Origin of the sequence: Paraburkholderia phenazinium (assembly GCF_900141745.1) — a bacterium.
GTDB lineage: Bacteria > Pseudomonadota > Gammaproteobacteria > Burkholderiales > Burkholderiaceae > Paraburkholderia > Paraburkholderia phenazinium_B.
In genome coordinates this window covers 2,158,702-2,184,965 of record NZ_FSRM01000002.1, presented here as the reverse complement: position 1 = coordinate 2,184,965, position 26,264 = coordinate 2,158,702, and the positions used below count along the sequence as shown (strand labels likewise).

The following is a 26,264-nucleotide window of genomic DNA, read 5'->3' as shown; positions in this document are numbered from 1 at the left end:
GGCCTCATACACTGGCGTTGCCGCCGGGCCGGTCCTAAGGTCCAGCGGTCATTCAAACGACGTGGCGGTGCTTGTATGGAGTATCGGCGATAGCAAGAACCGCGCTGCTGTTGGAGCGAATCCAGAACTTGTGTATTCGCGAGAGCAATCTAAGCGCACCTCAACTCTCAATCGCGCAAGGATGCTATCTTTGAACCGTCTACCCAATATCAGCCGGGAGCGCGCTATGGCAGAGGACAAAGGTGATGTTGACGATCATTGGCACGTAAGCGCAGCTTGCTTCAACTGCGGTGCGGTTCGAACGGCCGCTCCGAATCTGTTCGTTGAGCGAAACGGCGCTTCGGCGTTTGATCACCAGCCTGCCAGTGACCAGGAAACAGAAGATGCGTGGCGAAGCGTCCTCATCTGTCCAGTGGCTGCCGTTCGGCCGCCAAAAGGATTGAAGATGCCGACAGGTCTCTTCCCGCAAGCCTTGGCTCCCGGCGTTTGGAGGCTCGGGTATAACGCCCGCTCTTCATACGGCGCTCACAGCTACATCACGCTTGCAGGCGGCTTGCGTCTGATGATCGACGGGCCGCGCTGGTCCGGCCACATCGAGCGCTGGATCGCGGAAGCCGGAGGATTGGATCACATCTTGCTGACCCACCGCAACGATGTCGCTGACGCAGGCATCTATGCGAAGCGCTTTGGCGCCCGCGTCTGGATGCATGCAAACGACGCGGATGGCACTCCGTTCGTCACTGACATAATCACGGGTGATCTGGCTCATGAGATGTTGCCCCGCGTTCGGGTCATTCCGGTGGCGGGACATACACGGGGAAGCGTCATGTTCCTCATCAACGACGCCCTTTTCTCTGGAGACTCGCTGTGTTGGGATTTCCGCAGGCGCGCTCTGCATGCCTTTCGAGACGCCTGCTGGTACGACTGGCCCACCCAACTTCGCTCGCTCGAGCGACTCGTTCACGAAAGCTTCAGTGGCGTGTTCGCTGGACATGGCGGGAGTATCGCTCTGGATGCACCGACTATGCAGCACGAACTGCGAGCGTTTCTCGATACGGTAAAAGCGGACTGAGACTTTCCCCGTAAGTTGATCGCCTTGGAAATGACTATCGGACAGCGAGACGGGATGACCGCTCCTGGCCGATAGCGCCAGTTCGGCAAACCGTCCTACAGAACAGTCAATTGTCAGGCGCGCGTTGAAACAATTGCAATGGCGCATCAATCTGGAATCATGAGATCGAAGCAACGCCGACGAAAGAACGCATTGTGCCCGCGACCACGACGATCGAACGGGCACTGATGCGATAAATGAAGCAGGCGGTCTGTCGGCCCTGCTGTCAAACCGTAATCACGCCAGGGAAGCCCGTCGCTAACAGGAAGTTGGGAGGCTCGTAAGAACCTATCATCTGGAGTTCCGCGACGGGGCCGCCTGGTCCCGTCGCGGTGAGTACGCCGTTAGCGAATGCGACGTTGGTCACGTCGGCTTCCAGCACAATTTTGTGGGTCTTCCCGAAGTTGCTGATCGAGCCCGCGAACTCGCCGGGACTTCGCAGGACGAGGCGGGCGTGCGCGCCGTCGAACGAGACGGTCTGCCCGGACGCCACCGCTTCGAGCGACGCCACGCTGTCGGCATGAAGCGAGAGTGTGCCATCATCGGTCAATGCGCCGAAAACCTGCAGTTCGCTGTCAGCGGCGACCGTCATTGAGCTGCCATGGGCGATGGGAGCATTGTCGACGTCGCCGACCAAGATAAGTTTGCCGACAGCCGTGATCACTCCGCCGTTGTTGTCAACACCCTGCGCGGCGATCACAGTACCGTTGCCCGACAGCGTCGCGCCGGTGTTGACGCCCAATGCCAGCGTATCGATCACCCCATTCGCCAGCGATAGCGTGCCATTCACGATGATTCCGACGCCCGCCGACACGAAGCCGTGATCCGCGACCGTCAGTGAGCCGGTTCCCATGTGCTGGACTTCCAACTGGTTATCAACGATCAGTCGGGCGTCCCGCCCTTTGACCGTCACCGCGCCGATGCCCTCGGTCGGTGGAGAATTTTGCTGGTTCGTCGGTTCCCAGCCGATCGCAAGATCCTCCGCGACGACCAGACCGCCTTCGTCCACGTTCAGCGTGCCCGTCGAATTGCGACCAACGATGATCTCGCCGTGCCCAAGCAGCGACGCGCGCTGAACCTGGACCGTGCCGCTGGACCCCGGGTGATTGCCGATCACCAGACACCACGGGTAGATGAGCGGGTCCGCATTCCCGACGCTCACGACGCCGCCGTTCCTGATCGTCAACAAACTGGGGCCGGCCTGTCCCACGGACATCGGCAGATTGCCGCCGTTGACGACGGCGCCAGCGCCCTCGACCACGAGACTCGAGTTCGACCCAGCGAGTTCGGACATCTCGATCGCGTAGTTATTTGGTGTGTGGCTTCCTGCGATCACGACAGCGCTGCCCTCACCCACCGTCATATTGCCGATCATTGGCGGGGGGGAATCAATGCCCACGACGAAGTGCACCATCGGCGTAGTCAGCACGGCACCCGGCAGCAAGGTTAACTGCTGTGCATTGACGGGGCTGCCATAGGTTTCCGTGAAGTGCCCCGCTAATTTGACTGTGCCTGATGTGTACAGGATTTCCGGGTTGCCCGTTCCTGTGACCGGCACGGCAGCGCCTTCGATCTTCGCCAGGTCGTTGGGTCCGGGCGGCGCACCCGCTACGGGCAGCCAGTTTCCGGCTGTAGAGAAATCGCCTGTACTCGCACTTCCTGTCCACTGAAAGACGGCCATGATGACCTCCATTGCGCGCGCAATGCGTCGACGTGCAACTGCGTTCTCCTACGGGCAAACAAAAGCGCCGGTGAAATCGTTTCTATCGATGGCAATAGCATCGAGGTGCCGGCGAAAGAAAGACGGCTGAAGGTTCTGTCTTTTTCACGCTTCGCGCGAAGCGGCATTGCAATGCGCGAGGAGCAACGCGGCAGCCGACGCTCGGCTCGAGTCGACCCACTGCGGCCTCCCGTCTTTGCCGAAAAAGGCCATTCGCGCCTCGCCAGTCCGTGGGCCCTAGATCCCTAAGCGGCAACGTATCGCAGATCTCGCATATATCAGGTCACAGTGCGGTTCACTGCTGTATCTGATCAACAGCGTGCTCGATACAACGGGCAAGCCCGAACGTACCCATGTCGTAGTTGGACAGGACAATCACTACGTATCCAGTGCCCAGGGCTACCCTGAAACTCGCGCTGATTCCAGGGAACCCGCCGCCGTGACCGATCATCGTGCCCGATGCCGTCTTTTCGACATTGAAACCGTAGCCATAGCCCACGCCAGCGTAATCGGTCCAGAGAGCTTGACGCATTTCTGGGCCCACGAGGGCGCCCGAAATAAGCGAGTTGGCGAACCGGTGTAGATCGCGCACGGTCGAGTAGCCACCGCCGGCTGGCCCACCTTTGGCGACATGCTCGAAAATATTCTCGCGCCAACCAGATGCGCTCCGACGATCCGGCGGATCGACAAGCGGGATGTAGCCCATCGCGAGATTCGGAACCGGGGCGTCGATGTCGTAGCAATCCGTGTCGAGCATACCGCTGGGTGCGTAGATCGCTTCGCGAACATAGTCGTAGTAGCTCATGCCCGTCACCCGCTCGATGATCACTCCGGCTAGCAGCATTCCACTATTGCTGTATTCGAATCGTTCACCCGGCGTAAAGGCGGGAAGGTCATCGCGCACGAGTGGCTTGAAGTCGTCGATGGCACGAAACCGGGCACGTGAGCCGCTGAAGAATGTCTCGTTGAAATAGTTACCCAACCCCGAGGTATGCGAGAGCAAATGATGAATCGTGATGCGGCCGGTCACCGATGCCGGTAGCCAAGTGTCGTCAATGTACTGGTCGACGGTATCCGTGAAGCTAAGAAGGCCGCGTTCCACCAGTTGGGCCACCGCCACTGCAGTAAACATTTTGTTAGCCGAACCAAGGTTGAATTTAGTGTCCGGATTGTTGGGCACGTCATACCGCTTGTTTGCGGCTCCGCATGCATATTCAAACAGCACTTCAGATCCGCGTGCGATAAGCACGGTTCCCGAGAACACTCCTGCGCGAGCGCCTCGATCGCATAGATCCTGGACTTGTCCCAAACAATCGGCCTGCGACCTGGCGATGCACTGCATCTCACTCGGGCCGACCTCAATCTCCAGAATCTTGCCGTCCTCAAACGGCTCAAAGCGCAAATGGAATTCATGTGTAGCGGAGTAAATGCGGTCCTCTACAACTACCGTCTGAGTGAAATCGCTCGTCTCTACCGGCTTGATCTCACGCAGCACGATGCCTTGCGATAAACGAGAGAAAGAGACAAACCAGTCAGCATATTCGTCCATAGTCGTCGGACTGGAGGACGGCAGAGCCACATGGACGCGCAAAAAATCCATCAAGGACTGACGACTGTTGGAGTTGATCGCCACCAACAGCCCCTCAATGCGTGCGTCGCCATCTAGCTGCGGTGCGGTACCACGGTTATGCATCGGGGAGCCGGTATTGGGCATAACAATCCTGTGCGTTGTTCGAACCGCGACGAATGGTTGCGTCGGCGCGTCAATGAGCCTCGCCTCAGCGTCAGAGGCGATACTCCCATACTGTACTGGCTATCCATCGAGGCGGAAAGCATGCGGCGGCGCGCGATGCTGACCGAATTGCAATGGAGGGCGTTGTAACCAAGGTCCGAAATTGGCCGAGCACTGCTTAACGCAGTACGCCTACGCGGCGGTGGGTCGAAACGCAGCGGGTAACAGCACGCGACCGTGTGAGAACCCTGACGACATTTCTCAGGGGACCAAACTCGCAACGTCGTCCCACGCAAATACGACGTTTTTTGATCTCCAGACTGGTCCCGGATCTATGTACTCGCCTGCCTGCCGACCATTTAGCGCCTCGTAAAAGGCGATCGCGAGGTCGTTTCCCTTGACAACGCTTAAAGCGGCCCCCTGATAGTTCATTTCCCTCAAATGGCTCGCGAGTCGTGCAAGCAACTGACGGCCGATGCCCCGGCGCTTGAAGTCGGGATCAACATAAAGGAATTTAATCTCGCCGCGATCGCCGAATATCGACTCTGAGGGTCCACCGGCGGCTCCGATCCCAACCATTCTACGGCCAATCTCAGCAATGAGCACAATCTGACTGGCGTCGTTCGAAGACAGCTTTTCCTTCCATTTTTCGCCACGATATTTCTCGTTGAGGACGGCGAATGCTTCCGCAGGCGCGAGATCCTGGTAAGTGTGCCGCCAGACCCTCACATGAAAATCAGCGATCTTTTGCGCATCGTCAATATTTGCGGACCTGATGGATATTCCAGTCATTTAAGGCTCGTTCGAATACAGAATTGCGCCGCCAGGCGCGGGTGTGCACAAGGGATTGCTAACGATCTGAGCAGCGATGTCGACTGACCGGTTGAATCCGCCGCCGGCTGTTGCCAGATGGCGATCAACGGCACTCAATCCACACTCGACATTTATCACATCGTAAATCCATTGTCGGAAACTAGGGTTATCTACAATGCTGCCGCCCAAGTCGCCCTTGAACCGTGACCGAGGTCAACTAGTCGGAAATATTCCTAAAGTTCGCCAAGCCTCTGCCGTTATCGTTATTGAGCGCATGTTTCGGTTGCGTCTCGATAGCGTTTTGTCGGTGCACGCGTTAGCGCAGCTAAAAAATATATCTTCCGAGGGGTTTCTCAGTGAGAGAAATAGCAAAAGCGAGGCCGCTTTGGCTCGCCACGATCACCGTTTTCGCATTGTCCGGGTGTGCCAGTCCTGGCGAGTTCCAGCAGACAAGCGGTGCGCCTACGGATCCGGACAAAGCCGCGGACTTGAATGTGTTCGAGAGCACATTCGCAAACCCCGACCCATGCGCGAATAGCAACCGGAACATTGGTATCGCAGTCGGCGTGGGGCTTGGCGTTGTTCTAGGCGCAGTGATCGCCAACAAGAACAAGGTTGCAGCGGCGGCGATTGGCGGCGCGGCAGGCGGTCTGGCCGGAGGCCTTATTGGACATGCGGTCGATAGTCGGCGCTGCGCATTGTCGAAAATCGCCGCCAGGCACGACCTCACCTACTCGGCGATCGCGCTCGAAGAGCGTGCTCCCGACACAGGCAAAGCCGAGCAAGTCGGTAGTTCTTTCACGATCGTCGACACTGCGCGACACACCCAATTCGAAACAGGGTCGGCCGAGTTGACGCCGGAGGCGGCGACCTACTTCGCCGAGATTGCCGAACAATATCGCACTTCCACTCGCGTGGCTGAGGCGTCGAGCGCGGCCGACAAAGCAGCTGCAGCTCAAACAAAAATTCTTCTGATCGGCCATACGGACGACACCGGCAGTTCGGAACTTAACGCAGACCTGTCGGAGCGACGCGCTCGAGCCGTAGCACGCCTATTCGCGAGCCACGGTATTGCGCCGGAGAATGTGTTCTACCAAGGCGCGGGCGAGACATTGCCGATTGCCGATAATCACACGGCGGAGGGGCGCGCCGCTAACCGTCGGGTCGAGATCGTCGATCTCAGCGGTGCTAGGCCTGACATTTTGCAAAGCTACGCAAGCAGCCGTCTACCTAAATACCAGTACTACCGGGCAGTAACCGATCAGTCCGATCAGACGGCTGCGGCGGCTGTACCTGCAGCATCTGGTAGTCCGACGACCAAAGCGGCGCATCGCGCGGGTAGCAAGAATCGCGCGGCGACGGATACCGCGGCAGCCGGAGCCCCGGCCGCGCACGCTGCGTCAGAATCTGGATCGACGAACAAGGGAGCCGCATCGAACGCGTTGCCCGCTACGCCTATTACGTCCGCTCGCGCCGCGCCGTCCGACGACATCGATTTCGGCTGGCATGAGGCACTCCCCGCAACCCTTGGCCTTCAGTTCTCAGCTTTGCCGGCGTCGACTTCGACGGTCTCACTCCTCTCATCGGCGGTAGCCGATGAGGCGCCGGTGGCGAAGAGCTGTGTGAACGACCGGCCGCGCGTTTCGCGAGCGATGAAGTCCGTTTCCGATGACCGGGCAGTGCCCGTGCGCGACCATTTGCCGAATCTATATGGGAGCAGTTGGGGCGCTGCGCTGAACGGACAGTATCTCGCGCTCAAGGATGTCTCGGTTCTTCGCAACGGCGACACTGCGGGTGCAAAGCCGACGCTGCTCGTGTGGAAAGACTACGACCGCAACGCCGGGCTGAACGGCTCGCCACAAGTGACGTTGTCTCCCGACGTGGATGCCTACGCGGTGAAGGGCGGTGTCTTGTATAGAGTCTTCGTGAATAACAGCGGCGTGTTCGACTGCGCTGACATCATCTTCTCCAACGGCAAGGCGACATCCGGCGAACTCGTTCGGCGCAGGAGCAGTCAGTATTTCACGGTGAACTACGTGCCAGTCATTGCACGCACCTAACAAGAGGGTAATAACAATCATGATGGATTTTATTCAGGCCAATCTGGGCCCCGCAGTCTGGTGCGTTGTCGTGATACTACTTGCGATTGGTGCATTTTCTTTCCGCTCGACGCTCGAGTTCTGGCTGAATCATTGGAAGTACACGTTCCCCGTTCTCGGGAAAACGGCGCGCTTGTCGCGCCACGGCGTTCACGGCAAGGATGGTTGGACCGATTCCGAACGCACGCTGTGCGGCGACTACAACAAGTTCATCTCATATCTGACGAAGGCTGAGTTCAGCAAACGCAATGAATATCTCGCGAAGTCAGACGATAGCGGACGCTCGCCGACGCCGTTGTGGCTTCTCACGCTGCTGACCATCCTGGTGATCGCAGAGGGTCTCGGGTTTTCTTATTTGCTCGGAAGCTGGATGGCTCGCGATGGGAGCGCGAATACGCACACCTTGTTGATGGTCGCCATCGTGTTCGTACTGTGCGTGATCATGGTTTTTCTGACACACGTCGCGGGGCATCAGCTCTATCGTTCGAATCTTGTTGCACGATGCCGGAAGCAATGGAAGCAGGACAAGTCACAAGAGCGATTTTCGAGCCGCAAGGTCAAACTCGATGACGATCAGTCTGTCGATGACGGAGAACCCGACTACGCGCAGGTCGCAAATCGCGTTGGCACGAGCCACAGCTATTTCATGGTGGGGTTGACGATCGCGGTCATTATTGTGATCGCGGGTACATCGACGTGGATGCGCTGGAGCAACCTCAACGCGGAGCAGACGCGTGAAGCGATGGGCATGAGCCAAGGCGCCGACGCGGGCAATCCGTTCGCGGCGGCCAATGCGATGCCGGCGGAATTGGTCGCCAGCCAGAAAGCTGCAGACGACCGCGCTAAAGCGGAAGAGTCGTCGTCGACCCGAAGCGAAGGCGCTGCAGCCTTTATCACGCTGGCCGTGATTTTTGTGGTCACGCAGATAGTTGGTATTTTTGGCGGCTTCGCGTGGGGTTTCGGCGGCCGGGAAAGTCTCGCGGCGTGGAAGACGACGAAGGGTTTCAATACGTTCGAGGACTACAACAACTACTACGCGCCGTTTCGGGCCATCGCGCAGTCGCAGCTCGAGAACCTTCAGAAGCGGATGGCCGAGGACGCGGATATCTCGGGCAAGACTTTTTCGAAGACCTTCAGGGACTACGTGCTCGAGCATCGAAATTTCACGGACCTGGAAAGCGGGCTGGTTCGCTCGACTGCCGGAGCGACGGCTCAGCAACCCACACCTGGACACGTCGCGTCCGATAAGCCCGCGAAAGTTATCGCGGCGCCGGTAGCAGCCTCTGAGGAAGTGTCGACGACAGCGACCATCGACGCGCTCGTCGCTAAGGTCGAGGCTGAGTCTGACGTGGCGCGCAAGAAGGAACTGATTTATGGCTTCGATGAAGCCGTTCGGGTTGACGTGGTCAATGCGATCAAACTTCGGAAAGAGCGTGCAGAGAAAGCAAAGCTTGCGCTCGACTCTGAGCTCGACGACCTTTTCAAAGCCTGATTCGACGTAAATGAATAAACATCTCACCCACATGGTCGCGGCAACATGTCTAACCGTGAGTGCCTTGCCGATACAAGCCGGCGTCACTAACGATATTCCGAGCTGCTACGCAGCCAACCACATAAACCAGGTTGCTGGCGGCGCCGATCATGAGCTTTTCATCGCTATTGACCAGACGACTGTCTTCGATGAGAAGTTGCAGGCACAAATTGCCGAGATGGCCGGGAAGGCCATAAGACCCGCAGGCGCTTATACGTTGTTCGACTTTTCGGCTTTCTCGCAAGGGCATTACACGGAGGTCGTGACGCGGGGTGTCATCGAGTCACCGATCCCTGAGAAGTTACGGGACGATATCAGTGAACGCGCGTTGCGTAACTTCGACGCGTGTATGACCGGGCAGTCCGCTTACGCGAAGAAGGCGTTGCTTACGTCGATCGCGCGTGTCGAATCGGTGGCCACGAATGATCTCGCAAAGTCGGACATTATGGCGGCGTTGAAGGATATTAGCGACAAGGTCCGGGCTTCGCCTTCGTCCGATAGGGTCGTGTTAATCGCGTCGGACATGCTTGAGAATAGTTCGGTATCGAGCTTCTATTCCCACAATGCCGTTCGTCGTATTGATCCTCGGACGGAGATAAAGAAGGCGACAGCTGCGGGCTTGATTGGCGATTTCGGCGGAGCGCGCGTTTATGTAATTGGTGCAGGCTTGCTGGCTGAGGACGCGAAGTTTAAGAATGCTTATCGTGATCCGCAGACGATGAGCGCATTAAAGGAGTTCTGGACCCTTTACTTCCAGAAATCGAACGCGTCGATCGGCGAATTTGGCGAGCCAGCGTTGTTGGGGGCGATGGTGTATTGAGAGAGAGCGGACGCGGGTGTGGCGCTTCTATTTGTCAGGCACTTGCGCCTTTGGACTGTGTCGACCGGATTCAGTCATCCATGGTCACGCATAACAGACGTTCAAACACGCAATTCTGCCGTGGATGCAGTTGCATGTGATGTGACCCAGTCTGCGCGATTTGCACGACACGCGGCACAAAAGCTCGCGATTGACGTACGAAGCTTTTTGCCGCAAGCAGTGCATGGGGGACCATATAGCTTGATTCGGTGATGCATCAATGCGTTTGCATGACTCTCGCGGAATCCCGTAATGCGTTCGTAGGCCACTAGAGCGGGAAGGTCCGTATTGTTCCGATTGGCTTCCGCTAAAGATGCCCCTGTCTCTTTTCGATATTGCTTTATCTGTTCGAGCAAAGTTTCGGGATTGACTAATTGCCACTCGTCTTCGGTAAGCATCGGGACATCTATCTTGCAGCGCCAACAGTAGATCGTTTGTGGCATCTTTTTCGTCGCTCCTTGGACCGTCGCTGTTTGCCCGCGCGATCAAAACCTGCCGGACATTGTCGCCGATTTGGCCTAACGTGTCGAAGGGCCGATATTAGCCAGATACTGCATATGGTCAATGGCATTCTTCAGTGCTCCGCTCATCGCACCGTGAATCATCACGTCCGCGCTGCGGCAGCTGGCGCTCAGTGTCCGAGCGACTCACCCTTCAATGGTTTCGATGTCCCGTGACCCGGATGAGCCGCCTGCTTGACCAGCAACGCGACGCACGAAATCAGAGCGGCCACCGCGACAACCGCGAAGATGCCTTCGAACGAGAAGTGTTCACGCGTCAGTTCCGCGACCAGAAAAGAGCCGGCAATGCCGCCGAACCGGCCAATGCCGAGCATCCATGCAACACCCGTTCCGCGACCTTGCGTCGGATAGAACGCAGCCGCGAGCGCCGGCAGCGACGACTGCGCCGTATTCATCAACACTCCGGCGACGAACACCACCAGCACGAGCAACCCGACATTGCCCACCGCCTGACCGATGCAGTACACGCTGATCGCCGTCAGTGCATAGCAGACCGCGATCACACGATTCGCGTTGAAGCGGTCCATCAGGACACCGCACAGCACGGCACCCACGCCACCAAGCGGGAACAGCGCCGAGATCAGGGTGGCGCGTTGCGGCGGGAGTCCCGCCTCTTTCAGCAGAACCGGCATCCAGTTGATGGACGCATAGAAAATCACCAGACCCATGAAATAGGCAAGCCACAGCATGACGGAGCCGATTATGTACTGACGCGACAGCACCACCCGCAGGCCCTGCTTACCCGCCACTGCTGGCGCCAACTCCGTCATCACGAACGAACCGGCCTCGTGGGCCGCGCTGGAGATCCGGCCCAGCGTCGCACGGATCCGTTCGACCGCGTGTTGCTTCGCCACCAGATAGCGCACCGACTCGGGCATCGCGATCAGCAGCAACACAGCCAACAGCAGCGGCGTGGTGCCGCCGAGCAGCAGCACGCTGCGCCAGCCGAAGTGCGGAATCAGCCAGGCCGCAAGAAAGCCGCCAAACGCCGCGCCAAGAGGGAAACCGCAGAACATCAGATTGATGAGTGTCGCCCGGCGGCGGTCGGGACAGAATTCACTCATCAGCGTGACCGCATTCGGCATGGCGGCGCCAAGTCCGATACCGGTGACAAAGCGCAGGACGGTCAAATGCCCGATGTCGCCGGAAAACGCCGAGGCGAAACACGCCACGCCGAACAGCGTGACGGAGCCAAGCAGTAATACACGTCGTCCGATCCGGTCGGAAAGCGGACCCGATACCAGCGCACCACAAGCGAGGCCGAACAGCGCCGCGCTCAAAACGGGCGCGAGATCCGGCTTGCTGATGCCCCACTCGGTCACCAGCGACGGCGCAATGAAGCCAATCGCCGCAGTATCGAAGCCGTCGAGCAGGACGATAACGAAACACATCGCGAAGACGAGCCACTGGAACCCCGAAAACGGGTGTTCATTGATAAATGTCTGTACGTTGACGGCCTCACTCTGACGCACGCTTTGTCTCCTTGTGATGAGCTTGTGCACTCCGCGCGGCCCATGGGCTACCGGGTCCGGTCAGAACCTGTGAACGATCCCAACACCCGAAGCGCCGACCACGCGAGGACGACGGCGCAGTCTGGAATCCGGTCGCCGATAGCAGGTGTCGCGTTGAAGATGTTGCCCGATCCGCATTCGAGCAGGTGCAACGAGCGCCTCGGGTGAGATCGATTCGCCGGTCTGGGATCGGCGTGCACCGTACACAGCGGCGCCTATGGTTTCTCACTCGAAGAGTTCGATTGACGAACATCCATTCTTGAAACGAACAGCCTGTGAACTGTAATGAATTTGCACAATGGGGATCTATGGGGACTAACCCGGCTGGGCGTAACGTGACGCTCAACGGCGCGGCAGGCACAGCGCCGATACGCTCAACGGACTTCCGATCGTCGACAACGTGGGCGACTGAGTTAAGCGGCCGTTTCTGGGCCGACAACGATCATTGACTCTCAGGCATCACCTGCAACAACGGCTCCGGCGTCAGCGCGATTTCTCCTGTAAAGGGCCGATCGTGGGAGAGGATGAGTAAAAAGGTTGTGGCGAGTGCTACGGAAAACAGTCCGATTGCCACGGCAGATGTCAGCCGGTTGTCGCAATGAACGAATGCGATGGCGAACAGCAGGCACACCGCCAGAATCGCCAGACATAACCATTTGACACCATTCACTTCGCTGCGACTGATCAGGATACGCTCGCGACGCACTTCAAGAGCCTGCTGCAGGGACGCCGCGACCTCGCGCTGCGCCGTCTGCTGTCCGGGCGTAACGACTGGCAGGGATAGCGTGAACTTCAGTGCGTTGTTCAGCGTGGGGGGACTAACGATAAGTGTAACGGCTCCCTTCGCCAGGAGCGGCCATTCAGTTGTCGCGGTGTACTGAATGTAGTCTCGGACCATCCTTCGCAGTTCGGTCTGGGCTTCGTTTGGCAAAACGGCAGACATGACAACAACCGATCGCAGCGCACTCGCTTCAGTGGCTACCGCGACGTTGGCGCGCGCTGTATCGTTCCAGACTTGCGAGGCCGTGAAGGCGATAAACAAGCCGAATATGATGCCAAGTGGAGAAAGCAGACCGGGCGAAATCGCCTTGAACGATCGCGCATATCGACCGGCAGCAAGCCATCCGGTGACGAAATGGACGACCGCGCCCGCAAGAAATATCGCACCGAAAGTGACAAATGCCATCAACCATAACGGCAGTTCATGTACCCATGTACTCATCATTGTGGTTGCGCGGTGCGCGGTCTGAACCGGATATTGGCGGTGGGTCGAGGAGTCCAAACCCCTCAACCAGAACACGAAGCTCCATTAGCAGTCTGTACGCTCGACCACGTTGCGCGGTGATGACCGAACAGCAAATCCGTCGGCATTGGATAGTCGTCAGCGCGCGATTTGGCGCATCTGAAATCTAAACCCATATATCAGTCGCTCTCGATCAACCGGGGAGCCTCGATGATATACGAGACAAACGATGCCGCTCACCTCCGATCGCCCCCTTCAATCAAGATTTCGGTTCAACCAGACACTACCCCTCGGCCAGAACCTGCTGAATGGTTTTCTCGAACACGTCAGCGGGTTGTGCGCCCGTCAGCAGGTATCGATTGTTGAAAATGATCGACGGCACAGAATGAATGCCCATTGCCTGGTACTGCTCTTCTTCTACACGAACCTCATTGGCATAGTCGCCGCCATCCAGAACAGCACGCGCCTCGGCGCCATCAAGTCCCACGGATTCCGCCGCCTCCACCAGAACGTCATGGTCACTCGTGGGCCTGCCCTCGCCGTGATAAGCCTGCAGTAGCGCCTGTTTAAGCTGTACCTGTTTGCCTTTGATGCCGGCCCAATGGATCAGACGGTGTGCATCGAAGGTGTTGTAGATGCGCGTACGCGTTCCGAAGGTAAAGCCGACATCCGCGCCACGCTGGCGAAGCGCGGCCTGCGCCTCGCTCACCTGTTGCGGAGTGCGCCCATATTTCTTTGCGATATGTTCGACGAGGTCTTCACCCTCCTCGACCATCTGCGGATTCAGCTCGAAGGGGTGCATGACTATTTCGGCGTCGACCGTATCACCAAGTCGCGACAACGCGAGTTGCAGCGAGGATAAACCGACGGCACACCAGGGGCACGCTACGTCGGAGACAAAATCGATTCTGATTGGCTGTTTCATTGCTTTCGCACCCAGAAGTTTCGGTCGTGATCGAGATAACCCCTATTCTGGACGAGTTTCGACACGAAATCATCATGGTCCGCGGTAATTCAGTTATTACCTGAAGTAACGTCGAACCGTGCAAACGCTGCCTGTTCATGGCAATCGATCTGCCAACGTCAATTGGCCGCCGTCGTCACATGGACTTCGCGCAGGCCATGATTGGACCGCGGTTCAATACTGAAGCGATACGGAACTGCCCGGCTTGCGGTGCGTAACAATCCAACCGGACGCCAACAGCGCAATACCGCCGAAAATCACGATGCCGCCGAGCACAGTGAAGCCCAGCATATAGCTGCCGCTCGCGCGATACAGCAGCCCGACCATGAAACCGGCTATCGTACCGCCGCCCCCCGCCCCGACGCCGTTCATGATTCCGGATGCCGAGCCGATCGCCGACGGCCGCGCGGTCAGTTGCAAGATCGACCAGATATTGGGTGTATAGCTACTGGCGTATAGCCCGAGTGCAAGCGTGATAAGGCCAAGCTTCGCATAGCCGCTATGCAATTCGGGTAGCAGCAGCAACATCGCACCCGGGATCATTAGCCCAAGTCCGGCGATCAACACGCGCTTGTTGGTGCGGTCGCTGATCATCGACATCGGAATGGCAAACAGGATGGCGGCCACGAACGGGACAGAACTGGCCAGCGCTTGAGCGACGCCGCTAAAACCGATCGACTTGACCGCCATCGGCACCCACAACGTGATACCCCAGAACAGCATGCCCTGAGTGATATAGCTGATAACGAGCAACACGAATGCCCAACCGCCAACCGCATTGAACGTCAGTGGCACGACGGCGGCGACGTTTTCCGGCTCGGCAAATGGCGCTTCGCTTCGAGGCCGCAGACATTTTGCATACATCGGCACGATCAACACCAGACCGATAGCGCCGGTCAGGAAGAACAGCGTACGCCAGCCGAACGCATCGTAAATCGGCGTAAGCAACAGAAATCCCGTCGCGAGCGCAAGGTATTGACCGTAGTACTGAATGATCGAATTTGCCTTGCTGAGTTCGTCAGGCGCGAACCAGTCACGCACGAAACGCGACATCTGTGGCCAATAGACGCCTTCAGCGATCCCCAGGATCAGGCGGCATATCAACATCACCGCAACGCCATTCGCAAAGCCGGCGAACAAAGTCGCCGTGGACCATATCGCAAAGCTGGCCATCACCACTGTCTTCGGTTCGAGCTTGCGCGTGGCCACACCTCCGACGACGTTGGCCAATGCATAGCCGATCAAAAAGATGGTCAACACCCAGCTGGACATCAACGGAAACCGTGCGCCAGAAAAACCAAGGTCCTGTGCGACCGATGGCAAAGCGACCGACAGATTCGTGCGATCCAGATAGGCGACAAACAAACCAGTCAGCAATGCCCCGCCAATACGCCACCACCGCGAACCCGTCGCCTGCCTCATCGCTGCCTGCTGCATGTGCGCCTATCCTCCCGCATCTACGCCTGCGCCGGAAACCCCGGAGGATCGCCCACCGGCACAATTTCCAGGTACCCCCGCCCCATCTCGCGCTCGAAGCTGGACGGATCACCTTCCCACACAATCCGGCCATGCTCCAGAACATACACCCGATCGGCATGCGGCAACGCGAAGGTGACATTCTGCTCGCCCAGCAACACCGTAATCGGCGTGGTCCGCTGCAGTAACTCCAGCGCCTTCGACAATTGCTCGAGAATCACCGGTGCGAGCCCCAGGGTCGGCTCATCGAGAATCAACAGTTTCGGTTGCATCATCAGCGCGCGGGCAATGGCCAGCATCTGCTGTTCACCACCCGACAACGTGCGCGCCGTCTGACGTTGCCGCGACTTCAGGATCGGGAACAGTTCGAAGAGCCACGCCAACTGCTCAGAGCGCGCAGTTTCGGCAAGATGGTATCCACCGAGGTCCAGGTTCTCACGCACAGTCATGTCGCTAAAGAGTTCACGAGTCTCCGGACATTGCACCACGCCCGCCCGCGCGATCGCTGCACCGCTCATGCCGCGCAAATCCTGTCCGCCGAAACGGATCGTGCCCTGGTACGGCACAAAACCCGAAATGGCGTTGAACAGCGTCGTCTTGCCGGCGCCATTCAGTCCTACCACCGAGACGAATTCCCCTTCGCGCACATGAAGACTCGCGCCATCGAGCGCCCTCGCCTTGCCGTACAGTACGCCAAGATCTTCCACGTCGAGCAGCGTCGGCTTGCTGACCACCTCGTCGCGCGTCCGCTCTCTCGTCTCGATCTTGCCGCCCAGATACACGCGCCGCACGGTCTCGTTCTGCATCACCTGTTCGGCCGTGCCTTCCGCGATCTGCTCGCCCAGATACATCGCAAGTGCGCGGTCGACCAGCGCAGCGAGACTCTTGACGTTGTGGTCCACCAGCAGCACAGCGCGACCCTCGGCGCGAAAACTGCGAATCAGCGCCGCGAACGACTCCGATTCCGCCATCGTCAGTCCTGCGAACGGTTCATCGACCAATACGACCTTCGGATCGCGCGCAATCGCCTTCGCCATCTCCATGCGGCGCAGATCGGCGAACGGCAAGGTCGCGGGATGCCGGTGCATCACGGCACCGAGCTCGACACGCTCGGCGATTTCGCGGGCACGGCGGTTGACATGCGGATCGGCGACGAGCTTGATCAACGAGTCAGGCAAGAGCGCCAGCTTGATGTGCTCGAGCACCGTCTGCCGATGCAGCGGCCGCGAGTGCTGAAAGACGATGCCCACGCCGGCGCGGGCAATGCGGTGCGGCGCCCAGCCCGCCATCTCCGTGCCGTCCATCTTGACCGACCCGGCATTGGGCCGCTCGATGCCCATGATCAGCTTCATCACGGTCGACTTGCCGGATCCATTCGGACCGATAAGCCCGAGGATCTCGCCAGCCTCGATGTCAAAGCCGATGTCCTTCACCGCGACCAGGCCGCCGAAGCGCTTGGTCAGGCCACGTACCGAGAGGCGAGAGGCTTCGCTCATTCTCGCTCTCTCACGCGCAGCAGGTTGCCGAGCAGGCCGTCCGGAAAGAACAGGATGACCGCGAGCGCCAGCGCTGCGACTACGAAGGTATTGATCTGGCCCAACGGCCTGAGAAACTCACCAGCCACGATCAGGAACACCGCGCCGAGTACCGCGCCCAGGATAGTTCGGCGCCCGCCCAGCACAGCGGCAATGATGATCTGCACGCCCACCCCCAGATCCACTACCGTGCTGACGGAAGCGGTGCCCTGGTAGAACACGAGCATCGCACCAGCCACGCCGGAGAACACCGCGCTGATGCAAAAGGCCGCGAGCTTGTGCTTGGTTACGTTGAAGCCGAGCGCCTGCGCGCCGATGGCGTCCTGACCGCTCGCCTGCAGGATGAGGCCCATCGCTGAGCGCGACAGGCCGAACAGGATGATCGCGCACACCACGAGAAACGCGAGCGCATACCAGTAGTTTTGCTCCGCACTGACGGACATGACATCGGGCACGGTCATGCCGATCTCGCCGCCGGTGATACCCGCGAAGATCACGATCGAGTTTTGCAGCAATAGCACGGCAACCAGCGTGATCAGACCGAAATACGGGCCGCGCAAACGCAACGCAGGCACCGCCAATAACAGCCCGCCAATCAGCGCGACAAGACCGCCTGCAACGATGCACACGGGAATCGGCAGCCCCCACCGCGCATCGAGTATCGCGGCCGAGTAGGCGCCGAGACCAATCAAAAACGTGGGACCGAAGTTGACCTCGCCGGCGAAGCCGAACAGCAGGTCCCAGGCCATCGAAAACACACTGAAATAATAGGCGACGGTGAGGATGCCGAGAATATAGCCGGACACCCACCAGGGCAGCGTGCCCGCCGCGACCGCCAGCACGACGGCGGACCACAGCATCCGCGAGCGAACAAGATTGGTCACGTACCCTCCTTGGCTAGCGCCGCCCCAGAAAACCCTGCGGCCGCAGGTACACCACCAGCACCAGCAGCACGAGCGCGGGCATGGGGCGCAGCGTCGGTGCGATCAGGTAGGCGGTGATGGTCTCGAGATAGCCGACCACATACGCGGCCATCAGCGAACCCGACACGCTGCCAAGACCGCCTAGCACCACGATCGAAAAAGCGCTGGCCGTCAGTTGACCCGTGTTGTTGGAACTGACACCAAGGAACGACGCCAGCAGCACGCCTGCAACGCCGGCGAGCACGCCGTAAAGGGTCCACGCGAGCAGATAAACACGGGACAGTTCGAAGCCGAGCAACGTCAGCCCACGCGGGTTCATCGAGGCTGCGAGCAGCGCTTTGCCGGCCCGCGTGCGATTGACAAAGAACCACAGCAGCCCGATGACGACCCAGCAAACGACCGCGATCATCACCTCGTTGATCGGCGTGCGCACGCCCGCGATGACCACGACGCCGGGAAACAGCGGGCGCATCGTCACCGGGTTGTCAGTGAACAGATAGGCCATGCCCTGCTGGATCATGATGCCCCACAGCAAGGTGCCGGTCAGCACGAAAATCTCTTTCTCCTCGTGCGGAATCGCGGCGGAGCGTTGAATCGGCCGCACCACCATCAGATAGGTGATGTACGCCGCAACGAGGCCGGAGAGCACGCCGAGCAGCGTGCCAAGCCAGGTGCCGAGGCCGGCCTCGCCGGCCAGCATCCAGCCCATCAACGCGGCAACCAGCATCACGCCGCCATGAGCGAGATTGAGAACGCCGGACACGCCGAAAATCAGCGTAAAGCCGATCGCGCCCAATGCGTAAAGCGAACTGATAGCAAAACCGTCGATGAGAATTTGCAGCCAGACCATACGCTACCCTCTGGTTCGGCCAACGGCGGAATCCGTCGCCTGCGATGACGCCGGATTGCCGGATAACCCCGGCGCCCGGCCACCTCCGCGTTGCGCGACTAGTTGGCGTTTGCCTGCTGCAGCTTGATGAAGGACGGGAACTTCACGGTTCCATTGGCGAGCGCTTTCGGCCAGATCGCGACCTGCTTGCCGTCCTGCCATTGCAGGTTGATACCCGTGATGTAACCCGGACCGTATTTCAGCGCATGGGTGAACTGGTCGTTGCGGCCATAGAACTGCCAGCGGCCGATCGTCCCGACGTAGTCCGTCTTCTCGAGCGCATCGACCATCTTGTCGGGATCTGTTGCGCCGTTATTGCGCTTGATCGCGTCCGCGAGGATATAAACGAGGTCGTAGCTCGTGAAGCCGCAATAGGCTGGCGATACGCCAAACTGTTTGGTGTACGCATCGACGAAGGGCACGGTCTTTGGCGTGATCGCCACGCCTGGCGCGGCGGCAGACGCCGTGATGACGCCTTCGGTCGCGCCGTTGGTGTCCTTCCAGAAGCTGGTGGTCGTAGCCTGCGAACTCTGCCCGGTCAGCGGAATGGGCACCTGCTGGTCATGCCACTGCACCGTGGGTTGCACCCCAACATGGCTGATGCCAGTGGTGATCGTATCGGGATGCTTGCTTTCGATCTGGTTGTAGATCGGCGTGAAGTCCGTCGTATCCGGATTGAAGCGGATGTGATCGAGCACCTTGAGCCCGGCCTTCGGCAGACACTCGAGATAACGTTCGTCCAGCGGCTTGGTCCAGGCGGCATCCTCGCTCATCACGACCGTCGTCTTCATCTTGAACTGGCCGACCAGGATGTCATGCGAGAAGTCGCAGATCGACTGGGCAATGAAGGCCGAGGTCATCCAGCCGTGGAAGGTGTATTTGTAGTGATCGTAGTCGTCGTGGACCTGCTTCGAGATGTCGTTGCTCGCCGCGCCTGGCGTGATAAACGGCATCTTGAGGCGTGCTGACCAGGGCTCCATCGCAAGCGCCACCTCGCTGATATAGCTGCCGATCACGGCCACGACCTTGTCCTGGCTGGCGGCGCGCTGGAATGCGCGCACGCCTTCGGAGGCCGACGAGTGGTCGTCGTAAGCAATGATCTGGATCTGCCGGCCGTCGACGCCACCGTGCGCGTTGATCTCGTCCGCTGCGAGCTGGGCGGCCTTTGTGATAGACGCGCCGGCTACCGCCGACTCCTCGCCGATCACCCCGATCTTGATGGGGTCGCCCGCCGCGTAGGCTGAAACTGCGAGCCCGAGCGCCGCGATTGTCATACCGGTGCGGATGACGCGGTACAGGCTCCGCCGCGTATTGCTGTTGGACATTGTCTGTTCTCCGATGCGTGGTGCGATCGTGGAGCAACATTTGCCAGCTACAGTGCATCTATTAAGAATGCGCAGGGAACAATAGCATCCGTTCGGGGCGACCTATATCGGTAGTAACGATGACGAGACCGTTGGTATCCTGCATCGCTATTGGATTCGCCGGCGGGCAGACATGAAGCCCACCCGTGGCCGTTTTTGTGCGGCGCGAAAATACCAGGAGGAGTTTGCGGATGCGATGTCGATTTAGCCCTATCTCCAACGTCTAGCAGGTAAGCACCCGGATTGCGTGTCGCCCACTCAACGAGACATCCAGCAAAGGAGAAACACCATGCCCCCTTCACTGCCCCCCGTTATCACGTGTTTTGAACAATCACCCGATCGCGGCAGGGGACTGGCGCGTGACATGCGTGTTCGCTGGGCGTTTGAAGAAGTAGGCCAACCCTACGAGGTTCGTCTTGTCTCGTTCGGTGCAATGAAGGAACCGGCGCATCGGGCGCTGCATCCTTTTGGTCAGATTCCGACCTATGAGGAAGGCCCTCTTGCCCTGTTCGAGTCAGGCGCAATTGTGTTCCATCTCGCACAGCACCATGCAGGCCTGCTACCTGAGGATCCGGATGCGCGGGCTCGTGCGATCACATGGATGTTCGCCGCACTCAACACGGTTGAGCCGCCGATCCTCGATCTTCAGACCATCAGGTTTCAGGAGCGCGACAAGTCCTGGTACGAGGAACGCCTGCCTCTCGTCGAGGATCGCATCCGTGACCGGCTGGGCGACCTTTCCGATCGCCTTGGCAACGCCGAATGGCTCGACGGTGCGTTCAGCGCGGGCGACCTTATGATGGTGGCGGTGCTACTCAGGTTGAGAGCATCGGGTCTGCTGGACGAATATCCGAACCTTGCCGCCTATGTCGCCCGCGGCGAAGCGCGGCCCGCATACCAGCGGGCCTTCGCCGCTCAATTGGCGGTCTTCGTCGCTAGCCAGGCAACGGCCAGCTGATGACGGTCGGCTCCGGGTTCCACGCCGTCAACCCTGTGAATCGGAGCCGGCCCCAAACCGCTCCACCACAAACTCGACGAAACTACGAAGCTTCGGCGACATCTGCCGGTCGCGCAAATAGAGCAGGTTGATCTGCCGCATGGGCGCGGCATAGTCAGGCAACACTTCGATCAACCTGCCCGCCTCGATATCCGCGTCGACCAGAATGCCCGGCAACATCGCGATCCCCATGCCGGCCAGCAAGGCTCTGCGGAGCGCTTCTGAATTGTCGATTCTCAAGCGGCCTCTGACCGGAACGCTCACCGTTCCATTCGTGCCGGACAGCGTCCACTCCGGTTGCGCCGCGTGCATTTCGGAGCGCAGCGGATAGGCGTAGGTCAGACATTGGTGCGCACGAAGATCCTCCGGCGTCGCCGGTACGCCGCTCGCATCCAGATACGCGGATGACGCACAGAGCACGAGGCGATACGCCCGCAACGGACGCGCAACGAGGTCAGGGTTGCCCGGCGTACCGATACGAATAGCCGCTTCGAAACCGTCCTCAATCAGATCCGACAAGCCATCGGTGGCGACGACATCCAACTGCACCTCGGGGTAGCGCTGGCAATAATCCGCGATGGCTGGAACCAGGCACTCGTTGCTGAAAATCACGGGGGCGGTAATCCGCAGGCGTCCACGCGGCGTCCCGAGATGATCGAGCGCCAATCGCTCGGTATCGCTGACGAGACCGAGAATCTCGACGCAGCGCTCGTAATAGGCCTGCCCGAACGCGCTGATCTGCTGCTTGCGCGTGGTGCGGTGGATAACCCGCGTGCCGAGTCTGTCCTCCAGCGCCTGGAGGTGATTGCCGACCATGGTGGGCGACAGATCGCAGGCGAAACCGGCCGCCGTCAAGCTGCCGGTCTCGACTACGCGCACAAACACCGTCATCGCTTTGAGAAGATCCATTCCCCAATATTAGTGGGTTCTGTGCCAATTTGCAGGCGGTTTATCAAGCCTGACTGGGGGATTAGAGTGGGGCATGGATATCGGTCAGGCGAACCCGCCTGATCCGCTTGAGTCCCTAACCGCGCTCTACCCGACCGACCATCATGCACAGACAATCGACCCGATCTCCGCGTCTCGCCCTGCTCGCCGCCAGTCTTGGCTTCGTCATCATCTGCCTCGACGTGACGGTCGTGAACGTCGCACTCGGGCGGATTCAGGAAACGTTATCCGTCAGCTCCACGGAGCTCGAATGGGTGCTCAACGCCTATACGCTCGCCTTCGCCGCCCTGCTGCTCAGCGCCGGCGCACTCGGCGACCGGTTGGGCGCGCGGCGCGTTTTCGTCGGCGGCTTTGCGATCTTCACATTGGCGTCGGTAGCATGCGGCTTCGCATCCGGAGCGCTCACGCTTGTCGCGGCGCGTACGGTACAAGGCGTCGGGGCGGCGCTGTGTGTGCCGTCGTCGCTATCGCTGCTGAGCGCGGCCTTTCCCGACCCGCGGGCGCGCGCCAAAGCCGTGAGTATCTGGGCCGGAACCGCCGCGCTAGCGCTGGGTGCAGGCCCGCTCGTGGGCGGCTTGCTGATCGACCGTTTCGGTTGGCCAAGCATCTTTCTGATCAACGTGCCGTTCGGCGTTGCCGGCATCTGGCTCACGCTCGCCCATGCGCCCGATACCCTCCGTCACGCGGCACGCCGAATCGATCTGGCCGGCCAGATGCTAGCGGTGGTTGCGCTGGTGGCGTTGATGTTCGCTGTCGTCGAAAGTGGCAGGTTGGGCTGGGGTAGCCCGGCTGTGATGACGGGTATCGTTTGTTTCGTCGTGTTCGGCGCGTTGTTCGTGCTGGCGGAAGCGCGGCAAAAGGAACCGATGCTGCCGCTGTCGCTGTTCCATATACCCGCGGTCAGCGTAAGTTCGTTGATCGGACTGTCGCTCAACTTTGGCTATTACGGGCTGATGTTCGCCATGAGCCTCTTCTTCCAGCATGTCCGGCACTACACGCCGCTCGAGACTGGTCTGGCTTTCCTGCCGATGACCGCCGTTGTCACCGTAGCGAACCTCGCATCCGGCGCGCTCACCTCACGATTCGGCTACCGTCTTCCGATGGTCGTCGGGCAGGCCGTGGCGGGGCTCGGTTTTCTGTCGCTGGCGCTGCTCGAGGTCAACAGCAGTGACCTGATAATCACCGCTCCGTTGCTGGCAATCGGCGTTGGCGTCGCGCTGGCCGTACCGTCGATCAACACCGCCCTCCTCGCGCATGTGGAGCCCCGTTCCGTCGGTATCGCTTCAGGTTTGCTGAACACGGCGCGTCAAATTGGAGGCGCACTCGGCGCGGGTATCTTCGGTTCGCTCATCGCCAGAACGGCAGGCAATCCCGTCACCGGACTGCACACCGCCGTGGTACTGGCAGGTGTATTGATGATGGCAGGCGCGGTGATCGCGATTGCGGGGTTGAAGACATCCGGCGGGGTGCCAGCCGCAGCATAGCGGCATTAGCGGACGCATCATTCCAAATGAATGCGCATCTGCTAAATTACACGGATGCAAGAAGATTCCGCGGACTACCACGCGCCATCCGGCATCGCGGCGCTGCCTTCCCTCGCCTGGGGAAGCCATATCGGTCAACTTTACGGTTCGGCCGCAAATTTGCGCGACCTTATTATTCCCTTCTTTCGGGCGGGTCTTGAGAACAACGAGCGTTGCCTGTGGGTAACCGGTACACCGCTCGACGCAGACGAGGCGCGCTCCGCACTGCGCGCGGTCGTCCCCGACCTCGACGCACGCGAGCAAAGCGGTCAGATCGAGATCCAGGACACGAGTGCCTTCTACAAGCAGGGCGAACCGCTGCGGCCACAGGCGCTCGTTGCAGGTCTCGTGCAACGCGAGCAGGAGGCACTTGCCGCCGGCTACCGCGGTCTGCGCACCAACGGCAATTGCGCGTGGGTCGACAAAGCGAACTGGAGTGGCTTTCTCGATTATGAATCCGGCGTTGACGAGGCGGTCCATGGGCGGCGTCTCATCTGCATGTGCAGTTACCAGCATGACCGCATCGAAGCGGGGCAAGTCAGAGACGTCCTCGAAAGACACGGCCTCGTGCTGCATAGCCCGCGCCCGAACAGCACGGAACCGGGCCAACTCGATGGCGGTGCGGCGTGCACATTGCCAGGCACGGCCGCCATGCACGACGCCCCGCACGATGCCGAGGAAGCTGGCATGCGGCTCGCGGAAACCGAAGCACGACTTTCCGACGCCCTTGCGCTGAACGCGCTGCACCATCAGTCGATCGCGGTGCTTGGTCACGATCTTCGCAATCCGCTCGTCGCCATCAGCGCGGGTGCAACATTCTTGCTCCGCAGCAAGCTGGACGACAAGGCACGCGCAATTTCGGAAGCCATCGCCAGAAGCGCGGATCATATGGCCGCCCTGATTGACGATCTCTCGGACATGTCGCGCGGCCGGCTCGGCAACGGCATCTCCCTGCGCCTTAGCCGCGAAGGGCTGGAGCCCGCCTTGCGTCACGCCGTCGAAGAGTTGCGCCTCGCTCATCCGGGGCGCCAGATCGAAGTCACCCTGTCACTGCGGCACCCGGTCGAAACGGACCCGGTCTACATGGCGCGGCTCCTGTCCAATCTCCTCAAGAATGCGCTGATTTACGGTTCGCAAACAGATCCGGTCGAGGTCAACGTATCCGCGGATACCGACTTCATCCTCTCGGTCAGCAACAAGGGGCCGCAAATTCCGCACGAAAGCCAAAAACTGCTGTTCGCGCCGTTCACGCGCGGCGCGCTCGCCGCCGATCAGCAAGGACTGGGACTCGGGCTCTACATCGTCGCCGAGATCGCGCGCGCCCACGGCGGCACGATCGAAGTCGCTTCGACGGAAGACGAAACGCGCTTCAGCTTTCGCATGCCGATCAGATAAAAAGAAGGCTCGGACAAACACGTCCAGGGGCCGCCGGCGCCGACACGTCTCGTCAAAAAGTGCTACGTTGCAAGGGTTCCCGCCGCTCAAGCGGCCAACGTTAAACCTGCAACGGAGAAACGATGAACAACCCTTCCCGACGTGTACAAGATATTGTTTCTGAAGCCGAGTGGAATACGCGCATCAACCTTGCTGCGTCGTACCGGCTCATTGCCCATTTCGGCATGTCAGATCTCATCTATAACCACATCACCGCGAGAGTGCCGGGCAGCCATACAGAATTCCTCATCAACCCTTACGGGATGATGTACGAAGAAATTACGGCGTCGAGCCTCGTCAAAGTCGATCTCGACGGCAATGTCCTCTTCAATGTCGACGACAACTTCAGCGTCAATCGCGCCGGCTACGTGATCCATAGCGCGATACACGCCGCTCGCCACGACGTGGAATGTGTCATTCACACGCATACACGCGCGGGCATGGCCGTCTCCGTGCTGGAGTGCGGTCTCCTGCCGCTTACCCAGATGGCGATGCGCTTCGATTCCATTGCCTATCACGAGTACGAAGGTGTCGCGGTGGATCTGGACGAGCAGAGCCGGCTGGTAAACGACCTCGGCGAGCGCGACGTGATGATCTTGCGCAACCACGGACTATTGTCGGTAGGGAAAAGTATCGCCGAGGCCTTTAACGCGATGTATTGGCTCGAGATGGCGTGTCGCGCTCAGGTCGACGCAATGGCATGCAATACGCCGCTGCATGTGCCGCCGCAAGCGGTGGTTGAAAAAACGAACCATCTATATCGACCGCAGGTTCGGCGGCCGTTTGGCGTGATGGAATGGCCGGCGATGTTGCGTCTTCTTGATCGGCGCGACGAGTCTTACAAGAGCTGACAAATCCGCTAGCCACATTCAAGTATCCGCACAACCTCCCGGGGCCGGCGCTCGCCGTTCCCGTCGACGGCGTCACGAAATAGCCAATGATCTATCGGCGAGCATTGGCACGCCATTTTCGATTCAGGCTTGTCTGAATGGCGCGTAGGGAAATACCGAACAACGCGTTTAAAACCCTGAATTATTTATCCGAATTTATCTTTCGTAAGAAAGTATAAAG

The 26,264-nt window shown here is 59.6% G+C and carries 20 protein-coding genes; 8 read left to right on the top strand and 12 right to left on the bottom strand.

Annotation, left to right across the window (positions count from 1 at the left end):
• The first annotated feature begins 226 nt into the window (after window positions 1-226).
• Window positions 227-1,072 carry an MBL fold metallo-hydrolase gene (locus BUS06_RS29620; protein ID WP_074267915.1) on the top strand — a complete coding sequence of 282 codons (846 nt, stop codon included), beginning with the start codon at window positions 227-229 and terminating at the stop codon, window positions 1,070-1,072.
• Window positions 1,073-1,337: 265 nt separating this feature from the next.
• Here the strand turns inward: BUS06_RS29620 and BUS06_RS29615 are convergent, their stop codons facing one another.
• The 3 genes from BUS06_RS29615 to BUS06_RS29605 form a co-directional block, all read right to left on the bottom strand.
• Window positions 1,338-2,792 (bottom strand): hypothetical protein, encoded by a 1,455-nt coding sequence (locus BUS06_RS29615; protein ID WP_167379446.1) that lies wholly within the window; start codon window positions 2,790-2,792, stop codon window positions 1,338-1,340.
• A 334-nt stretch (window positions 2,793-3,126) separates the two neighbouring features.
• Entirely contained in the window at window positions 3,127-4,545 is a 1,419-nt protein-coding gene (locus BUS06_RS29610; protein ID WP_074267913.1) for a serine hydrolase domain-containing protein, read from the bottom strand.
• 279 nt (window positions 4,546-4,824) lie between these two features.
• Window positions 4,825-5,355 carry a GNAT family N-acetyltransferase gene (locus BUS06_RS29605; RefSeq protein ID WP_074267912.1) on the bottom strand — a complete coding sequence of 177 codons (531 nt, stop codon included), beginning with the start codon at window positions 5,353-5,355 and terminating at the stop codon, window positions 4,825-4,827.
• A 377-nt stretch (window positions 5,356-5,732) separates the two neighbouring features.
• On the opposite strand from BUS06_RS29605, the gene BUS06_RS29600 reads away from it, so the two are divergent.
• The 3 genes from BUS06_RS29600 to BUS06_RS29590 are packed head-to-tail and all read left to right on the top strand — an operon-like array spanning window position 5,733 to window position 9,826.
• Window positions 5,733-7,436, top strand: a complete 1,704-nt coding sequence (locus tag BUS06_RS29600) for an OmpA family protein (protein ID WP_167379445.1) — start codon at window positions 5,733-5,735, stop codon at window positions 7,434-7,436.
• 19 nt (window positions 7,437-7,455) lie between these two features.
• Window positions 7,456-8,967, top strand: coding sequence for a hypothetical protein (locus BUS06_RS29595; protein WP_074267910.1), 1,512 nt, complete (start codon window positions 7,456-7,458; stop codon window positions 8,965-8,967).
• A 10-nt stretch (window positions 8,968-8,977) separates the two neighbouring features.
• Window positions 8,978-9,826 (top strand): hypothetical protein, encoded by an 849-nt coding sequence (locus tag BUS06_RS29590; protein ID WP_074267909.1) that lies wholly within the window; start codon window positions 8,978-8,980, stop codon window positions 9,824-9,826.
• A 670-nt stretch (window positions 9,827-10,496) separates the two neighbouring features.
• Here BUS06_RS29590 and BUS06_RS29580 read toward each other — a convergent pair.
• From BUS06_RS29580 to BUS06_RS29545, 8 genes are all read right to left on the bottom strand, one after another.
• A complete protein-coding gene (locus BUS06_RS29580) occupies window positions 10,497-11,858 on the bottom strand; it encodes an MFS transporter (RefSeq protein WP_074267907.1) in 1,362 nt (453 codons plus the stop codon).
• A gap of 481 nt (window positions 11,859-12,339) precedes the next feature.
• Window positions 12,340-13,179: a bestrophin-like domain gene (locus BUS06_RS29575; RefSeq protein WP_254368992.1), complete on the bottom strand. Its 840-nt coding sequence runs from the start codon at window positions 13,177-13,179 to the stop codon at window positions 12,340-12,342.
• Window positions 13,180-13,423: 244 nt separating this feature from the next.
• Window positions 13,424-14,065 carry a DsbA family oxidoreductase gene (locus BUS06_RS29570; RefSeq protein ID WP_074267906.1) on the bottom strand — a complete coding sequence of 214 codons (642 nt, stop codon included), beginning with the start codon at window positions 14,063-14,065 and terminating at the stop codon, window positions 13,424-13,426.
• Between the two features lie 213 nt (window positions 14,066-14,278).
• Window positions 14,279-15,541 carry an MFS transporter gene (locus BUS06_RS29565; protein WP_217272839.1) on the bottom strand — a complete coding sequence of 421 codons (1,263 nt, stop codon included), beginning with the start codon at window positions 15,539-15,541 and terminating at the stop codon, window positions 14,279-14,281.
• Window positions 15,542-15,561: 20 nt separating this feature from the next.
• Entirely contained in the window at window positions 15,562-17,076 is a 1,515-nt protein-coding gene (locus tag BUS06_RS29560) for an ATP-binding cassette domain-containing protein (protein WP_074267905.1), read from the bottom strand.
• The gene (locus BUS06_RS29555; protein ID WP_083611665.1) at window positions 17,073-17,999 is read right to left on the bottom strand and encodes a branched-chain amino acid ABC transporter permease; all 927 of its coding nucleotides are present in this window, start codon (window positions 17,997-17,999) and stop codon (window positions 17,073-17,075) included. The genes BUS06_RS29560 and BUS06_RS29555 overlap by 4 nt, the downstream gene beginning before the upstream one ends.
• A gap of 13 nt (window positions 18,000-18,012) precedes the next feature.
• Window positions 18,013-18,888, bottom strand: a complete 876-nt coding sequence (locus BUS06_RS29550; protein WP_074267903.1) for a branched-chain amino acid ABC transporter permease — start codon at window positions 18,886-18,888, stop codon at window positions 18,013-18,015.
• Between the two features lie 98 nt (window positions 18,889-18,986).
• Window positions 18,987-20,252, bottom strand: coding sequence for an ABC transporter substrate-binding protein (locus BUS06_RS29545; protein WP_074267902.1), 1,266 nt, complete (start codon window positions 20,250-20,252; stop codon window positions 18,987-18,989).
• A gap of 328 nt (window positions 20,253-20,580) precedes the next feature.
• Here BUS06_RS29545 and BUS06_RS29540 point away from each other — a divergent pair, with 328 nt between their 5' ends.
• Entirely contained in the window at window positions 20,581-21,249 is a 669-nt protein-coding gene (locus BUS06_RS29540) for a glutathione S-transferase family protein (protein WP_217272838.1), read from the top strand.
• Between the two features lie 27 nt (window positions 21,250-21,276).
• Here BUS06_RS29540 and BUS06_RS29535 read toward each other — a convergent pair whose 3' ends face one another.
• A complete protein-coding gene (locus BUS06_RS29535; RefSeq protein WP_074267901.1) occupies window positions 21,277-22,197 on the bottom strand; it encodes a LysR family transcriptional regulator in 921 nt (306 codons plus the stop codon).
• Between the two features lie 143 nt (window positions 22,198-22,340).
• On the opposite strand from BUS06_RS29535, the gene BUS06_RS29530 reads away from it, so the two are divergent.
• From BUS06_RS29530 to BUS06_RS29520, 3 genes are all read left to right on the top strand, one after another.
• Window positions 22,341-23,720, top strand: coding sequence for an MFS transporter (locus BUS06_RS29530; protein WP_074267900.1), 1,380 nt, complete (start codon window positions 22,341-22,343; stop codon window positions 23,718-23,720).
• Window positions 23,721-23,774: 54 nt separating this feature from the next.
• Window positions 23,775-25,154, top strand: a complete 1,380-nt coding sequence (locus BUS06_RS29525) for an MEDS domain-containing protein (protein ID WP_074267899.1) — start codon at window positions 23,775-23,777, stop codon at window positions 25,152-25,154.
• A 122-nt stretch (window positions 25,155-25,276) separates the two neighbouring features.
• Entirely contained in the window at window positions 25,277-26,044 is a 768-nt protein-coding gene (locus tag BUS06_RS29520; RefSeq protein ID WP_074267898.1) for a class II aldolase/adducin family protein, read from the top strand.
• The last annotated feature ends 220 nt before the right edge of the window (window positions 26,045-26,264 follow it).

Excerpts from the sequence above, each read along its gene's own strand:
- BUS06_RS29520 (WP_074267898.1), top strand. The coding sequence starts at position 25,277 with ATGAACAACCCTTCCCGACGTGTACAAGATATTGTTTCTGAAGCCGAG.
- BUS06_RS29550 (WP_074267903.1), bottom strand. The coding sequence starts at position 18,888 with ATGGTCTGGCTGCAAATTCTCATCGACGGTTTTGCTATCAGTTCGCTT.
- BUS06_RS29525 (WP_074267899.1), top strand. The coding sequence starts at position 23,775 with ATGCAAGAAGATTCCGCGGACTACCACGCGCCATCCGGCATCGCGGCG.
- BUS06_RS29535 (WP_074267901.1), bottom strand. The coding sequence starts at position 22,197 with ATGGATCTTCTCAAAGCGATGACGGTGTTTGTGCGCGTAGTCGAGACC.
- BUS06_RS29560 (WP_074267905.1), bottom strand. The coding sequence starts at position 17,076 with ATGAGCGAAGCCTCTCGCCTCTCGGTACGTGGCCTGACCAAGCGCTTC.
- BUS06_RS29565 (WP_217272839.1), bottom strand. The coding sequence starts at position 15,541 with ATGCAGCAGGCAGCGATGAGGCAGGCGACGGGTTCGCGGTGGTGGCGT.
- BUS06_RS29530 (WP_074267900.1), top strand. The coding sequence starts at position 22,341 with ATGCACAGACAATCGACCCGATCTCCGCGTCTCGCCCTGCTCGCCGCC.
- BUS06_RS29540 (WP_217272838.1), top strand. The coding sequence starts at position 20,581 with ATGCCCCCTTCACTGCCCCCCGTTATCACGTGTTTTGAACAATCACCC.
- BUS06_RS29545 (WP_074267902.1), bottom strand. The coding sequence starts at position 20,252 with ATGTCCAACAGCAATACGCGGCGGAGCCTGTACCGCGTCATCCGCACC.
- BUS06_RS29605 (WP_074267912.1), bottom strand. The coding sequence starts at position 5,355 with ATGACTGGAATATCCATCAGGTCCGCAAATATTGACGATGCGCAAAAG.
- BUS06_RS29595 (WP_074267910.1), top strand. The coding sequence starts at position 7,456 with ATGATGGATTTTATTCAGGCCAATCTGGGCCCCGCAGTCTGGTGCGTT.
- BUS06_RS29570 (WP_074267906.1), bottom strand. The coding sequence starts at position 14,065 with ATGAAACAGCCAATCAGAATCGATTTTGTCTCCGACGTAGCGTGCCCC.
- BUS06_RS29620 (WP_074267915.1), top strand. The coding sequence starts at position 227 with ATGGCAGAGGACAAAGGTGATGTTGACGATCATTGGCACGTAAGCGCA.
- BUS06_RS29610 (WP_074267913.1), bottom strand. The coding sequence starts at position 4,545 with ATGCCCAATACCGGCTCCCCGATGCATAACCGTGGTACCGCACCGCAG.
- BUS06_RS29615 (WP_167379446.1), bottom strand. The coding sequence starts at position 2,792 with ATGGCCGTCTTTCAGTGGACAGGAAGTGCGAGTACAGGCGATTTCTCT.
- BUS06_RS29590 (WP_074267909.1), top strand. The coding sequence starts at position 8,978 with ATGAATAAACATCTCACCCACATGGTCGCGGCAACATGTCTAACCGTG.